This is a genomic window from Burkholderia pyrrocinia (assembly GCF_003330765.1).
Lineage (GTDB): Bacteria > Pseudomonadota > Gammaproteobacteria > Burkholderiales > Burkholderiaceae > Burkholderia > Burkholderia pyrrocinia_B.
The window spans coordinates 321,724-335,837 of the sequence record NZ_CP024902.1 but is presented as its reverse complement, the minus strand read 5'-3'; the positions used below and the strand labels follow the sequence as shown (position 1 = coordinate 335,837).

6 protein-coding genes are annotated in these 14,114 nt (G+C 62.3%); all 6 read right to left on the bottom strand.

The window, feature by feature from the left end; translation table 11 throughout:
- Positions 1 to 8: 8 nt before the first annotated feature.
- On the bottom strand, positions 9 to 2,111 hold the full coding sequence (fusA, locus tag CUJ89_RS01535) for an elongation factor G (protein WP_114175682.1): 2,103 nt from the start codon (positions 2,109 to 2,111) through the stop codon (positions 9 to 11).
- A gap of 123 nt (positions 2,112 to 2,234) precedes the next feature.
- A complete protein-coding gene (gene rpsG, locus CUJ89_RS01530; RefSeq protein ID WP_006477195.1) occupies positions 2,235 to 2,705 on the bottom strand; it encodes a 30S ribosomal protein S7 in 471 nt (156 codons plus the stop codon).
- A 172-nt stretch (positions 2,706 to 2,877) separates the two neighbouring features.
- The gene (gene rpsL, locus CUJ89_RS01525) at positions 2,878 to 3,258 is read right to left on the bottom strand and encodes a 30S ribosomal protein S12 (protein WP_006400662.1); all 381 of its coding nucleotides are present in this window, start codon (positions 3,256 to 3,258) and stop codon (positions 2,878 to 2,880) included.
- Positions 3,259 to 3,485: 227 nt separating this feature from the next.
- Positions 3,486 to 5,333 carry a DNA helicase RecQ gene (gene recQ, locus CUJ89_RS01515; RefSeq protein WP_114175680.1) on the bottom strand — a complete coding sequence of 616 codons (1,848 nt, stop codon included), beginning with the start codon at positions 5,331 to 5,333 and terminating at the stop codon, positions 3,486 to 3,488.
- Between the two features lie 201 nt (positions 5,334 to 5,534).
- Positions 5,535 to 9,782: a DNA-directed RNA polymerase subunit beta' gene (gene rpoC / locus CUJ89_RS01510; RefSeq protein WP_114175678.1), complete on the bottom strand. Its 4,248-nt coding sequence runs from the start codon at positions 9,780 to 9,782 to the stop codon at positions 5,535 to 5,537.
- Positions 9,783 to 9,803: 21 nt separating this feature from the next.
- Positions 9,804 to 13,910, bottom strand: coding sequence for a DNA-directed RNA polymerase subunit beta (gene rpoB, locus CUJ89_RS01505; protein WP_114175676.1), 4,107 nt, complete (start codon positions 13,908 to 13,910; stop codon positions 9,804 to 9,806).
- Between the last annotated feature and the right edge of the window lie 204 nt (positions 13,911 to 14,114).

The window sequence follows — 14,114 nt, the reverse complement described above, 5'->3', positions numbered from 1 at the left end:
GTCGCGAATTACTTCGACTTGGCGCTGATGATCGCTTCTGCAACGTTCTTCGGAGCTTCAGCGTAGTGCTTGAATTCCATCGTGTACGTTGCGCGACCCTGCGTCAGCGAGCGCAGCGACGTGGAGTAGCCGAACATTTCCGACAGCGGCACTTCAGCGCGCACGATCTTGCCGCCGCCGACCATGTCATCCATGCCCTGGATGATGCCGCGACGACCCGACAGGTCGCCCATCACGTTGCCCATGAAGTCTTCCGGCGTTTCCACTTCCACGGCCATCATCGGCTCGAGCAGAACCGGATCCGCGCGGCGCATCGCTTCCTTGAACGCCATCGAACCAGCCATGCGGAACGCATTTTCGTTCGAGTCGACGTCGTGGTACGAACCGAACGTCAGCGTAACCTTCACATCGACGACCGGGAAGCCTGCCAGCACGCCGCTCTTCAGCGTTTCCTGGATACCCTTGTCAACCGACGGAATGTATTCGCGCGGAATCACGCCGCCCTTGATCGCGTCGATGAACTCGTAGCCCTTGCCCAATTCGCTGCGCTCAAGCGTGATGACCGCATGGCCGTACTGACCGCGACCACCCGACTGCTTGACGAACTTGCCTTCGACGTCCGCGGCCGACTTGCGAATGGTTTCGCGGTATGCCACCTGCGGCTTGCCGACGGTCGCTTCCACGCCGAATTCACGCTTCATCCGGTCGACCAGAATTTCGAGGTGGAGCTCGCCCATGCCCGAAATGATCGTTTGACCCGATTCTTCGTCAGTTTGCACGCGGAACGACGGATCTTCCTGAGCCAGACGGTTGAGCGCCAGGCCCATCTTTTCCTGGTCGGCCTTCGTCTTCGGCTCGACGGCCTGCGAAATCACCGGCTCCGGGAAAATCATGCGTTCGAGCACGATCGGGTGCGCCGGATCGCACAGCGTGTCGCCGGTGGTCGCTTCCTTCAGGCCGACCGCAGCAGCGATGTCGCCCGCGCGAACTTCCTTGATTTCTTCACGCTGGTTCGCGTGCATCTGCAGAATACGGCCGAGACGTTCCTTCTTGTCCTTGGTCGCATTGAGCAGCGTGTCGCCCGAATTGACGACGCCCGAGTAAACGCGGAAGAAGATCAGCTGGCCGACGAACGGGTCGGTCATGATCTTGAACGCGAGTGCCGAGAACTTCTCGTCATCGGCAGCACGACGCTCCGTCTTCTCGCCGTTTTCGAGTTCGCCCGTAACCGGCGGAATGTCGACCGGCGACGGCAGGAAGTCGATCACGGCGTCGAGCATACGCTGCACGCCCTTGTTCTTGAACGCGGTACCGCACAGCATCGGCTGGATTTCGCACGCGATCGTACGGTCACGCAGACCCTTCACGATCTCGTCTTCGGACAGCGAACCCGCTTCCAGGTACTTGTTCATCAGGTCTTCGTTCGACTCGGCAGCCGCCTCGACCATCTTTTCGCGCCACTCGTTGCACGTGTCGACGAGTTCCGCCGGGATGTCGACGTAGTCGAACTTGGTGCCTTGCGACGCCTCGTCCCAAACGATCGCCTTCATCTTGATCAGGTCGACGACGCCCTTGAAGCTTTCTTCCGCGCCGATCGGCACCACGACCGGAACCGGGTTCGCCTTCAGGCGCAGGCGGAGCTGGTCGTAGACCTTGAAGAAGTTCGCGCCGGTACGGTCCATCTTGTTGACGAACGCGAGACGCGGCACCTTGTACTTGTTAGCCTGGCGCCACACCGTTTCCGACTGCGGCTGCACGCCGCCCACTGCGCAGTACACCATGCATGCGCCGTCGAGCACGCGCATCGAACGCTCCACTTCGATCGTGAAGTCGACGTGGCCCGGGGTGTCGATGATGTTGATGCGGTGTTCCGGATAGTTGCCGCCCATGCCCTTCCAGAAGGCGGTGGTAGCAGCGGACGTGATCGTGATGCCACGCTCCTGCTCCTGCTCCATCCAGTCCATCGTGGCTGCGCCGTCGTGGACTTCACCGATCTTGTGGTTCACACCGGTGTAAAACAGAATGCGCTCGGTCGTCGTCGTTTTGCCGGCGTCGATGTGAGCGCTAATACCGATATTGCGGTAGCGCTCGATAGGAGTCTTGCGAGCCACTTTGATCCTCTACTGGGATGACGTGAGGCAGCCCTGCTGCATCACGCTTCAACACAAACGGGCGAGGCGCCTGAAAAGCGCACCCGCCCGGAATTTATTTCCGCTAACAGCCCAGCCAGGCGCTTAGAAACGGAAATGCGAGAACGCGCGGTTGGCTTCTGCCATGCGGTGAACTTCGTCGCGCTTCTTCATCGCGCCGCCACGGCCTTCGGCCGCTTCGGAGAGTTCACCTGCCAGGCGCAGAGCCATCGACTTCTCGCTACGCTTCTTCGCAGCCTCACGCAGCCAGCGCATCGCCAATGCCATACGACGCGACGGGCGCACTTCGACCGGAACTTGATAGTTGGCACCACCAACGCGACGGCTCTTCACTTCGACCACCGGCTTCACGTTGTTGAGCGCAACCGTGAACACTTCCAGCGGGTCCTTGCCACCCTTGGTCTGGATCTGTTCGAATGCGCCATAAACGATGCGTTCAGCGACCGACTTCTTGCCGGACAGCATCAGCATGTTCATGAACTTGGCTACATCAACGTTGCCGAACTTCGGATCCGGCAACACTTCCCGCTTGGGGACTTCGCGACGACGCGGCATGATTCTTCCTTTACCTGTTCAGTTGGAGCTGTATCCAGCCCCTCGGCCACCAACTAACCCGATCACATCTTCACGACTAACCAGCTTGGCCGGGTGACCACTTACTCGACAGCACCGGCAATCCGGCACTCCCGCCTTGACCGCCCAGAGGCGATCCCTGATCAAAAACTGCTTACTTGGCAGCCTTTGCACGCTTCGCGCCGTACTTCGAGCGCGCTTGCTTACGGTCCTTGACGCCCTGGGTATCCAGCGAGCCGCGAACCATGTGGTAACGCACACCCGGCAAGTCCTTCACACGGCCGCCGCGGATCAGCACAACCGAGTGCTCCTGCAGGTTGTGGCCTTCACCACCGATGTACGAAATCACTTCGAAGCCGTTCGTCAGACGAACCTTGGCAACCTTACGGAGTGCCGAGTTAGGCTTCTTCGGCGTCGTCGTGTACACACGGGTGCACACGCCGCGACGCTGGGGGCAGTCCTGCAGGGCCGGGCTCTTGCTCTTCGTCGTTTCCGACTGACGGCCTTTGCGAACCAGTTGGTTGATGGTTGGCATTGTTTATTCCTGAAATTGAACAAAATCTGCACATCGATTTCGGGCAAAGCGAGAATCGGCGCACAGTTGACTTCCGAACCGGCGAAACAGACGCGAACCTTCGAACGCGACTCGGCCCGCCGAATACCGGAACCCAACATCATATTCCGGAAATACCAACTAAGTCAACGGCTTGCGTGATTCGCCGGCCGGCCGAGCGGTTTACCGGAAGGGTCTGAACACCTGTGTCAGGCCGATTCGACGACGTCGATGATCTCGTCGCCGAAGCGCTCGAGCTTGCGCACGCCCATGCCGGGGATATGGCGCAGGTCGTCGATCGACTCCGGCGCGTTGCGCGCGATTTCGGCGAGCGTCGCGTCATGGAAGATCACGTAGGCCGGCACGCCGTCCGTCTTCGCGGTTTCCGCGCGCCACGCACGCAGCGCATCCCACCGAGCGCGCTCACGCGCGTCCATGCCTGCCGTCGGATCGACCCGCGTGCCGCTGCGGCTCGACGACTGGCGCGTGCGCTGCGGCTTCACGTAGCGGCGCAGCGTGACCTTCTCGTCGTTCTTCAGCACGGGCTTCGCGGCCTCGGTCAGCACGAGTGCGCCGAAGCCGCCATGATCGACGGCCAGGTAGCCGTACGCGACGAGTTGCCTGAAGATCGCACGCCACTCGGGCTCGGACAGCGACGCGCCGATCCCGAATGTGCTGAGTTGGTCGTGGCCGCGCTGCAGCACCTTCTCGGTGCGCCCGCCGCGCAGGATCTCGATCAGATGGCTCGCGCCGAAATTGAAGCCGCTCGCACGCTGCGCGCGGAATACGCACGACAGCGCCATCTGCGCCTCGCGCGTCGCGTCCCACGAATCGGGCGGCTCGATGCACGTGTCGCAGTTGCCGCACGGCTGGCTCGCCTCGCCGAAGTAGTTCAGCAGCCGCACGCGACGGCACGAGATCGTCTCGCACAGCCCGAGCAGCGCGTCGAGCTTCGACGTCTGGACGCGCTTGTGTGCGTCGTCCGCATCGGATTCATCGATCATCTTGCGCTGCTGGACGACGTCGCCGAGACCGTACGCCATCCACGCATTCGCGGGCATCCCGTCGCGGCCTGCGCGCCCCGTTTCCTGGTAGTAGCCTTCGACGCTCTTCGGCAGGTCCAGGTGCGCGACGAAGCGCACGTCGGGCTTGTCGATACCCATGCCGAACGCGATCGTCGCGCACATCACGACGCCCTCTTCGCGCTGAAACATTTCCTGGTGCTTCTGCCGCACCTCGAACTCCATCCCCGCGTGATACGGCAGCGCGCGCACGCCCTGCGCCTTCAGCCACTCGGCCGTTTCCTCGACCTTGCGGCGCGACAGGCAATAGACGACGCCCGCGTCCGTCGTGCCGTCGGCGTTCGTGTGTTCGGCGCGAATGAAGTCGAGCAGCTGCGAACGCGCGTTGTCCTTTTCGACGATCCGGTAGCGGATGTTCGGGCGGTCGAAGCTCGACACGAACACGCGCGCGTCGTCGAGCGCGAGACGATCGATGATCTCGTCGCGCGTGATCGCGTCGGCCGTGGCAGTCAGCGCGATGCGCGGCACCGACGGGAACCGCTCGTGCAGCACCGACAGCTTGATGTATTCCGGGCGGAAATCGTGCCCCCATTGCGACACGCAATGCGCTTCGTCGATCGCGAACAGGCCGATCTTCGCGCGCTCGAGCAGTTCGAGGAAGCGCCCCGTCATCAGTCGTTCAGGCGCGACGTACAGCAGGTCGATTTCGCCTTCGCGCAGCGCGCGCTCGGTCGCCGCGGCCTCGGCGCCCGACAGCGTCGAATTCAGGTAGGCCGCGCGCACGCCGACTTCGCTCAGCGCGGCGACCTGATCGTGCATCAGCGCGATCAGCGGCGACACGACAATGCCAGCGCCCTGCCCGGCCTCGCGGCGCAGCAGTGCCGGAATCTGGTAGCACAGCGACTTGCCGCCGCCGGTCGGCATCAGCACGAGACAATCGCCGCCGCCGGCGACGTGTTCGACGATCTCGCCCTGCTGGCCGCGAAATGCGGAATAACCAAAGACTTCGTCGAGGATTTCGAGGGCGCGGGACATGAGTGAGAACGAGGACGGCAGAACGATGACCGCAATTTTAACAACCCACTCGCGCGACGCGCGGCGAATCGTGCAATGTTGGCCGATCGGACAGGGTTCGTTCGCGCGCATGACGCGCGTGAACGACGGATAAAAAAAACCGCCCGGCGGAACCGGGCGGTTTCGATGACAGCGAGGCGAGGCGGCTCGCGCCGCCCACGCTTACTCGGCTGCCGGATGCTGTTGCGGCTCTTCCGCGGCAGGCGCGCTCGGCGTGCCGAAGTCGAATGACTCTTCCGCTGCGATCTGGTCGAAACGCTCGCGATCCGACGATTCCTTCGCCTTGCGTGCCTTGTGGAACGCGAGACCCGTACCAGCCGGAATCAGACGGCCGACGATCACGTTTTCCTTCAGACCGCGCAGATCGTCACGCTTGCCCATGATCGCCGCTTCGGTCAGCACGCGGGTCGTTTCCTGGAACGATGCCGCGGAGATGAACGAGTCGGTCGACAGCGACGCCTTCGTGATACCGAGCAGCACGTTGTCGTACGAAGCCGGACGCTTGTCATCGGCGGTCATGCGATCGTTCTCGTCCAGCATGTCGGAACGCTCGACCTGTTCGCCCGGGATGAAGCGCGTATCGCCGTTGTCGGTGATCTGCACGCGACGCAGCATCTGGCGAACGATCACCTCGATGTGCTTGTCGTTGATCTTCACGCCCTGCAGACGATACACGTCCTGCACTTCGTCGACAATGTAGCGCGACAGCGCCTCGATACCCTGCAGACGCAGGATGTCGTGCGGATCGGCCGGACCGTCCACGATCATTTCGCCCTTGTTGACGACCTGAGCATCGTGGACCAGCACCTGCTTTTCCTTCGCGATCAGGAACTCGTGCTGGTTGCCCTCGAGATCCGTGATGACGAGACGCTGCTTGCCCTTCGTGTCCTTACCGAACGACGTCGTACCGGTGACTTCCGCGAGAATGCCGGCATCCTTCGGCGAACGCGCTTCGAACAGTTCCGCCACCCGCGGCAGACCGCCGGTAATGTCACGCGTCTTCTGCGCTTCGGTCGGGATACGTGCGAGCACTTCACCGACCTGCACCTGCTGGCCATCCTTCACGGTAATCAGTGCGCCGACCTGGAAGCCGATCTGCACTGCGTGCTCCGTGCCCGGAATCTTCACTTCTTCGCCGTTCGCGTCGAGCAGCTTCACCTGCGGACGCACGCTCTTCGAAGCCTGCGAACCGCGACGCTTCACGTCGATCACGACCAGCGTCGACAGGCCGGTCACGTCGTCGATCTGCTTCGCGACGGTCACGCCTTCCTCGACGTTCTCGAACTTCACCGTACCACCGTACTCGGTGATGATCGGACGCGTCAGCGGATCCCACGTGGCGAGCTGCGTGCCGGCCTTGATGGTTACGCCGTCGAGCTGCAGCAGCGTCGCACCGTACGGCACTTTGTGACGCTCGCGCTCGCGACCGAAGTCGTCGGTGATCATCGCTTCGCCCGAACGGGAAATGACGATCTGCTCGCCCTTCGCGTTCGTGACGTAGCGCATCGTGGCCGTGAAGCGCACGATACCGTTGCTCTTCGCTTCGACCGACGAAGCCACTGCCGCACGCGATGCCGCACCACCGATGTGGAACGTACGCATCGTCAGCTGCGTGCCCGGTTCGCCGATCGACTGTGCCGCGATCACGCCGACTGCTTCGCCGACGTTCACGAGCGAGCCGCGGCCGAGGTCACGGCCGTAGCAAGCTGCGCACAGGCCGTAACGCGTTTCGCAGGTCAGCGGCGTGCGCACGCGCACTTCGTCGATGCCGAGGCGTTCGATTTCCTCGACCGCCGTTTCGTCGAGCAGCGTGCCCGATTCGTACAGCGTTTCCTGCGTTTCCGGGTTCACGACGTCCGCGACCGCGACGCGGCCGAGGATACGGTCGCGCAGCGCTTCGACGACTTCACCGCCTTCGACCAGCGCCTTCATCGCGACGCCGTTCGACGTGCCGCAATCGTCCTCGACCACGACCAGATCCTGCGTGACGTCGACGAGACGACGCGTCAGGTAACCCGAGTTCGCGGTCTTCAGTGCCGTATCAGCCAGACCCTTACGTGCACCGTGGGTCGAGATGAAGTACTGCAACACGTTCAGACCTTCGCGGAAGTTCGCGGTAATCGGCGTCTCGATAATCGAGCCGTCCGGCTTCGCCATCAGGCCTCGCATACCGGCCAGCTGACGAATCTGCACCGCCGAACCCCGGGCGCCCGAGTCGGCCATCATGTAGATCGAGTTGAACGACTCCTGGCGCGTTTCCTTGCCGTCGCGGTCCGTCACCGGCTCCGTCGACAGCTGCTCCATCATCGCCTTGCCGACCGCTTCCGACGTCGCCGACCAGATGTCGACCACGTTGTTGTAGCGTTCCTGCGCGGTGACGAGACCCGACATGTACTGGCGGTCGTACTCCTTCACCTTCTTCGCGGCGTCGCCGACGATCGTTTCCTTCTGCGGCGGCACGAGCATGTCGTCCACGCAGATCGAAATGCCGGCGCGCGTCGCGAGACGGAAACCCGACTGCATCAGCTGGTCGGCGAACACCACCGTCGCGCGCAGACCGCACTTGCGGAACGCCGTGTTGATCAGGCGCGAGATTTCCTTCTTCTTCAACGGCTTGTTCAGCACCGAGAACGGCAGGCCGTGCGGCAGGATCTCCGACAGGATCGCGCGACCGACGGTCGTCGCGTACAGCGAGATCTTCGGCACGAATGCCGGCGCGCCTTCCGACGTGTCTTCGTTGTGGACCATTTCGGTGATCCGCACGTTGACGCGCGATGCCAGCTCGACTTCCTTGTTCTCGTACGCGCGGATCGCTTCCGACACGCCCGTGAACGTCAGGCCTTCGCCCTTGCCGTTGATCGCTTCGCGGGTCGCGTAGTACAGACCCAGCACGATATCCTGCGACGGCACGATCGACGGATCGCCGTTGGCCGGGAACAGCACGTTGTTCGACGCGAGCATCAGCGTGCGCGCTTCCATCTGCGCTTCGAGCGACAGCGGCACGTGAACGGCCATCTGGTCACCGTCGAAGTCGGCGTTGAACGCCGCGCAGACGAGCGGGTGCAGCTGGATCGCCTTGCCTTCGATCAGCACGGGCTCGAACGCCTGGATACCGAGACGGTGCAGCGTCGGCGCACGGTTCAGCATCACCGGGTGCTCGCGGATCACCTCTTCGAGGATGTCCCACACCACCGGCGTCTGGTTCTCGACTTCCTTCTTCGCAGCCTTGATGGTCGTCGCGACGCCCATCACTTCCAGCTTGTTGAAGATGAACGGCTTGAACAGCTCGAGCGCCATCAGCTTCGGCAGACCGCACTGGTGCAGCTTCAGCGTCGGGCCGACCACGATGACCGAACGGCCCGAGTAGTCGACGCGCTTGCCCAGCAAGTTCTGACGGAAACGACCGCCCTTGCCCTTGATCATGTCGGCGAGCGACTTCAGCGGGCGCTTGTTCGCGCCCGTCATCGCCTTGCCGCGACGACCGTTGTCGAGCAGCGAGTCGACGGCTTCCTGCAGCATCCGCTTTTCGTTGCGGACGATGATTTCAGGCGCCTTCAGCTCGAGCAGACGCTTCAACCGGTTGTTACGGTTGATCACGCGGCGGTACAGGTCGTTCAGGTCCGACGTCGCGAAACGGCCGCCGTCCAGCGGCACGAGCGGACGCAGTTCCGGCGGCAGCACCGGCAGCACTTCGAGAATCATCCACTCGGGCTTGATGCCCGAACGCTGGAATGCCTCGAGGACCTTCAGGCGCTTCGCGTACTTCTTGATCTTCGCTTCCGAGCCGGTGTTCTTCAGCTCGGTGCGCAGCGTCTCGACCTGCTCGTCGATGTTGATCGCGCGCAGCAGTTCGCGCACGCCTTCCGCGCCCATCTCGGCACGGAATTCGTCGCCGTATTCCTCGACCTTGTTGTAGTAATCCTCTTCGGTCATGATCTGCCGCGCCTTCAGCGGCGTCATGCCCGGTTCGATCACGACGTACGCTTCGAAGTACAGCACGCGTTCGATGTCGCGCAGCGTCATGTCGAGCACCATGCCCAGACGCGACGGCAGCGACTTCAGGAACCAGATGTGCGCGACCGGCGAGGCCAGTTCGATGTGGCCCATCCGCTCACGACGCACCTTCGCCAGCGTCACTTCGACGCCGCACTTCTCGCAGATCACGCCGCGGTGCTTCAGGCGCTTGTACTTGCCGCACAGGCACTCGTAGTCCTTGATCGGCCCGAAGATCTTCGCGCAGAAGAGACCATCGCGTTCCGGCTTGAATGTACGGTAGTTGATGGTCTCCGGCTTCTTCACTTCACCGAACGACCACGAACGGATCTTGTCCGGCGAGGCCAGACCGATCTTGATCGCGTCGAAAACTTCTTCCTGTTGGACTTGCTTGAATAGATCGAGCAGAGCTTTCATTGCTTTCTCTCCGTAGTCCGATTAATTGCGGTCGAGATCGATATCGATACCGAGCGAGCGGATTTCCTTCACGAGCACGTTGAAGGATTCCGGCATGCCTGCATCGATCACGTGATCGCCCTTGACCAGGTTTTCGTACACCTTGGTCCGGCCGTTCACGTCGTCCGATTTCACCGTCAGCATTTCCTGCAGCACGTAGGACGCGCCGTACGCTTCGAGTGCCCACACTTCCATTTCACCGAAACGCTGGCCACCGAACTGCGCCTTACCACCCAGCGGCTGCTGCGTGACGAGCGAGTACGGGCCCGTCGAACGCGCGTGCATCTTGTCGTCGACCAAGTGGTGCAGCTTCAGATAGTGCATGTAGCCAAGCGTCACGCGACGTTCGAACATTTCACCCGTGCGGCCGTCGTACAGACGGACCTGGTTCTTCGACGGGTTCATGCCGAGCTGTTCCGCGATGTCGTCCGGGAACGCGAGGTTGAGCATCTTGCCCATTTCTTCCTCGGTCGCACCGTCGAACACCGGCGTGGCGAACGGCACGCCTTCGCGCAGGTTCTTCGCGAGCTCGAGGATCTCGTCGTCGGTGAAGCTTTCCAGATCTTCCTGGCGGCCCGAGTCGTTGTAGATCTTCGTCAGGAACACGCGCATCTCTTCGATCTTCGCCTGACGCTGCAGCATTTCGCCGATACGCCAGCCGAGGCCCTTCGCGGCCCAGCCGAGGTGCACTTCCAGAACCTGACCCACGTTCATCCGCGACGGCACGCCGAGCGGGTTCAGCACGACGTCTGCCGGACGGCCGTCGGCCATGTACGGCATGTCTTCGATCGGAACGATCTTCGACACGACACCCTTGTTACCGTGACGGCCTGCCATCTTGTCGCCAGGCTGCAGACGGCGCTTCACCGCGAGGTACACCTTGACCATCTTCAGCACGCCCGGCGGCAGTTCGTCGCCTTGCGTGAGCTTCTTGCGCTTCTCTTCGAACGCGAGGTCGAACTGGTGACGCTTTTCTTCGATCGAGTTCTTGATCGCTTCGAGCTGCGCCGCTGCTTCGTCGTCCGCGAGGCGGATGTCGAACCAGTGGTAGTGGTCGAGGTCTTCCAGGTAAGCCTGGTCGATCTTCGTGCCCTTCGCGAGCTTCTTCGGACCGCCGTTCGCGACCTTGCCCACGAGCATGCGCGCGAGACGCTGGAACGCGTCGCCTTCCACGATGCGCAGCTGGTCGTTCAGGTCGAGACGATAGCGCTTCAGTTCGTCGTCGATGATCTGTTGCGCACGCTTGTCGCGCTGGATGCCTTCGCGCGTGAACACCTGGACGTCGATCACGGTGCCGCTCATGCCCGACGGCACGCGCAGCGACGTGTCCTTCACGTCCGATGCTTTCTCGCCGAAGATCGCGCGCAGCAGCTTCTCTTCCGGCGTCAGCTGGGTTTCGCCCTTCGGCGTGACCTTGCCGACCATCACGTCGCCCGCTTCGACTTCCGCACCGATGTACACGATGCCCGATTCGTCGAGACGGCCGAGCTGGACTTCCGCCAGGTTCGAGATGTCGCGCGTGATTTCTTCCGGCCCGAGCTTCGTGTCGCGAGCGACCACGTTCAGCTCTTCGATGTGGATCGACGTGTAGCGATCGTCGGCCACGACCTTCTCCGAGATCAGGATCGAATCCTCGAAGTTGTAGCCGTTCCACGGCATGAACGCGATCAGCATGTTCTGGCCGAGCGCGAGCTCGCCCAGATCCGTCGAGGCGCCGTCGGCCAGCACGTCGCCGCGCGAGACCTTGTCGCCCATCTTCACGATCGGACGCTGGTTGATGTTCGTGTTCTGGTTCGAACGCGTGTACTTGATCAGGTTGTAGATGTCGACACCGACTTCACCTGCGACCGCTTCGTCATCGTTCACGCGAATCACGATACGGCCTGCGTCGACATAGTCGACGACGCCGCCGCGGAACGCCTGAACCGTCGTGCCCGAGTCGACCGCACAGGTGCGCTCGATGCCCGTACCGACGACCGGCTTTTCCGGACGCAGACACGGCACGGCCTGACGCTGCATGTTCGAACCCATCAATGCACGGTTCGCGTCATCGTGTTCGAGGAACGGAATCAGCGAGGCTGCAACCGACACGATCTGCGACGGCGCGACGTCCATGTACTGGATACGGTCCGGCGTGACCATCATCGTTTCGCCGGCTTCACGCGACGACACGAGTTCGTCGATCAGCTGACCGTTCTCGTCGATCGCGGCGTTCGCCTGCGCGATCATGTAGCGGCCTTCCTCGATCGCCGACAGGTAGTCGATCTGGTCGGTCACCTTGCTGTCCACGACCTTGCGGTACGGCGTCTCGAGGAAGCCGTATTCGTTCAGGTGCGCGTACAGCGCGAGCGAGTTGATCAGGCCGATGTTCGGACCTTCCGGCGTTTCGATCGGGCACACACGGCCGTAGTGGGTCGGGTGCACGTCGCGGACTTCGAAGCCTGCGCGCTCGCGCGTCAGACCGCCCGGGCCCAGTGCGGAAACACGGCGCTTGTGCGTGATTTCCGACAGCGGGTTGGTCTGGTCCATGAACTGCGACAGCTGCGACGAACCGAAGAACTCGCGGATCGCCGACGAAATCGGCTTCGAGTTGATCAGGTCGTGCGGCATCAGGTTTTCGCTTTCGGCCTGGCCGAGGCGCTCCTTGACCGCGCGCTCGACACGCACGAGACCCGCGCGGAACTGGTTTTCCGCCAGTTCGCCGACGCAACGCACGCGACGGTTGCCGAGGTGGTCGATGTCGTCCACTTCGCCCTTGCCGTTGCGCAGTTCGACGAGGATCTTGATCGTCGCGAGGATGTCGTCGTCCTGCAGCGTCATCGGGCCGGTGATCTCGTCACGGCTGACGCGGCGGTTGAACTTCATGCGGCCGACCTTCGACAGGTCGTACGCTTCTTCGCTGTAGAACAGACGGTTGAACAGTGCCTCGACCGCTTCTTCGGTCGGCGGCTCGCCCGGACGCATCATGCGGTAGATCGCAATGCGCGCGGCCGTCCGGTCGGTCGTTTCGTCGACACGCAGCGTCGACGAGATGTACGGGCCCTGGTCCAGGTCGTTCGTGTAGAGCGTCTGGATGTCCTTGATGCCCGCTTCGCGCAGCTTCTCGAGCACGCTTTCCGTGACTTCGTCGTTCGCGCTCGCGATCACTTCGCCGGTGTCGCCATCGACGACGTTCTTCGCCAGCACGCGGCCGAGCAGATAGTCTTCCGGCACCGAGATGAACTTGGTCTTCGCGGCTTCGAGGTCGCGAATGTGCTTCGCGTTGATCCGCTTGTCCTTCTGGACGATGACCTTGCCATCGCGATCCGTGATGTCGAAACGCGCGACTTCACCACGCAGACGCTCGGGCACGAACTCGAGTTGCGCGCCTTCGCCCATCAGCGTGAAGTTGTCGAACACGAAGAAGTTCGCGAGGATCTGTTCCGGCGTGAGGCCGATGGCCTTCAGCAGGATCGTGACCGGCATCTTGCGGCGACGGTCGACGCGGAAGTACAGGATGTCCTTCGGATCGAATTCGAAGTCGAGCCACGAGCCGCGGTACGGAATGATCCGTGCCGAGAACAGCAGCTTGCCCGAGCTGTGCGTCTTGCCCTTGTCGTGTTCGAAGAACACGCCCGGCGAACGGTGCAGCTGCGAGACGATGACACGCTCGGTGCCGTTGATGACGAACGAGCCCGTCGGCGTCATGAGCGGCATTTCGCCCATGTACACTTCCTGCTCCTTCACTTCCTTGACGACCGGCTTGCTCGGCGATTCCTTGTCGAGGATGACAAGACGGACCTTCGCGCGCAGCGCGGAGCAGTACGTCAGGCCGCGCTGCTGGCATTCCTTGATGTTGAATGCCGGCGGGGACAGCGCATAGCTCACGAACTCGAGGCGCGCGAAACCGTTATGCGAAACAATGGGAAATACCGATGTGAACGCGGCCTGCAAACCTTCAGGCTTGCGTTGCGTCGCCAGCACATCGGCTTGCAGAAACGTGCTGAATGATTCAAGCTGGGTAGCCAGCAAGAAAGGAACTTGGTGAACGATGGGGCGCTTCGCGAAACTCTTGCGAATGCGCTTCTTCTCGGTGAAGGAATATTGCATACGATCTCCGAATCACGGCGGGTGCTATCGAGGCGGAATACCTGGACGTTTCAAACCCGAGTGTTCACCGACTGAGACCCGATGGCCGTCCGACGGCTTGAACGAGCCGAGAAGCTTGGTGGTTGGCCGCTACCAACCGCTGGCTGACGGCAGCGGATGCCTGTGTTGCCCGCTACCCGACCAAACTTGCCTTCTGCAGTCGCT

Excerpts from the sequence above, each read along its gene's own strand:
- rpsG (WP_006477195.1), bottom strand. The coding sequence starts at position 2,705 with ATGCCGCGTCGTCGCGAAGTCCCCAAGCGGGAAGTGTTGCCGGATCCG.
- rpsL (WP_006400662.1), bottom strand. The coding sequence starts at position 3,258 with ATGCCAACCATCAACCAACTGGTTCGCAAAGGCCGTCAGTCGGAAACG.
- recQ (WP_114175680.1), bottom strand. The coding sequence starts at position 5,333 with ATGTCCCGCGCCCTCGAAATCCTCGACGAAGTCTTTGGTTATTCCGCA.
- rpoC (WP_114175678.1), bottom strand. The coding sequence starts at position 9,782 with ATGAAAGCTCTGCTCGATCTATTCAAGCAAGTCCAACAGGAAGAAGTT.
- rpoB (WP_114175676.1), bottom strand. The coding sequence starts at position 13,910 with ATGCAATATTCCTTCACCGAGAAGAAGCGCATTCGCAAGAGTTTCGCG.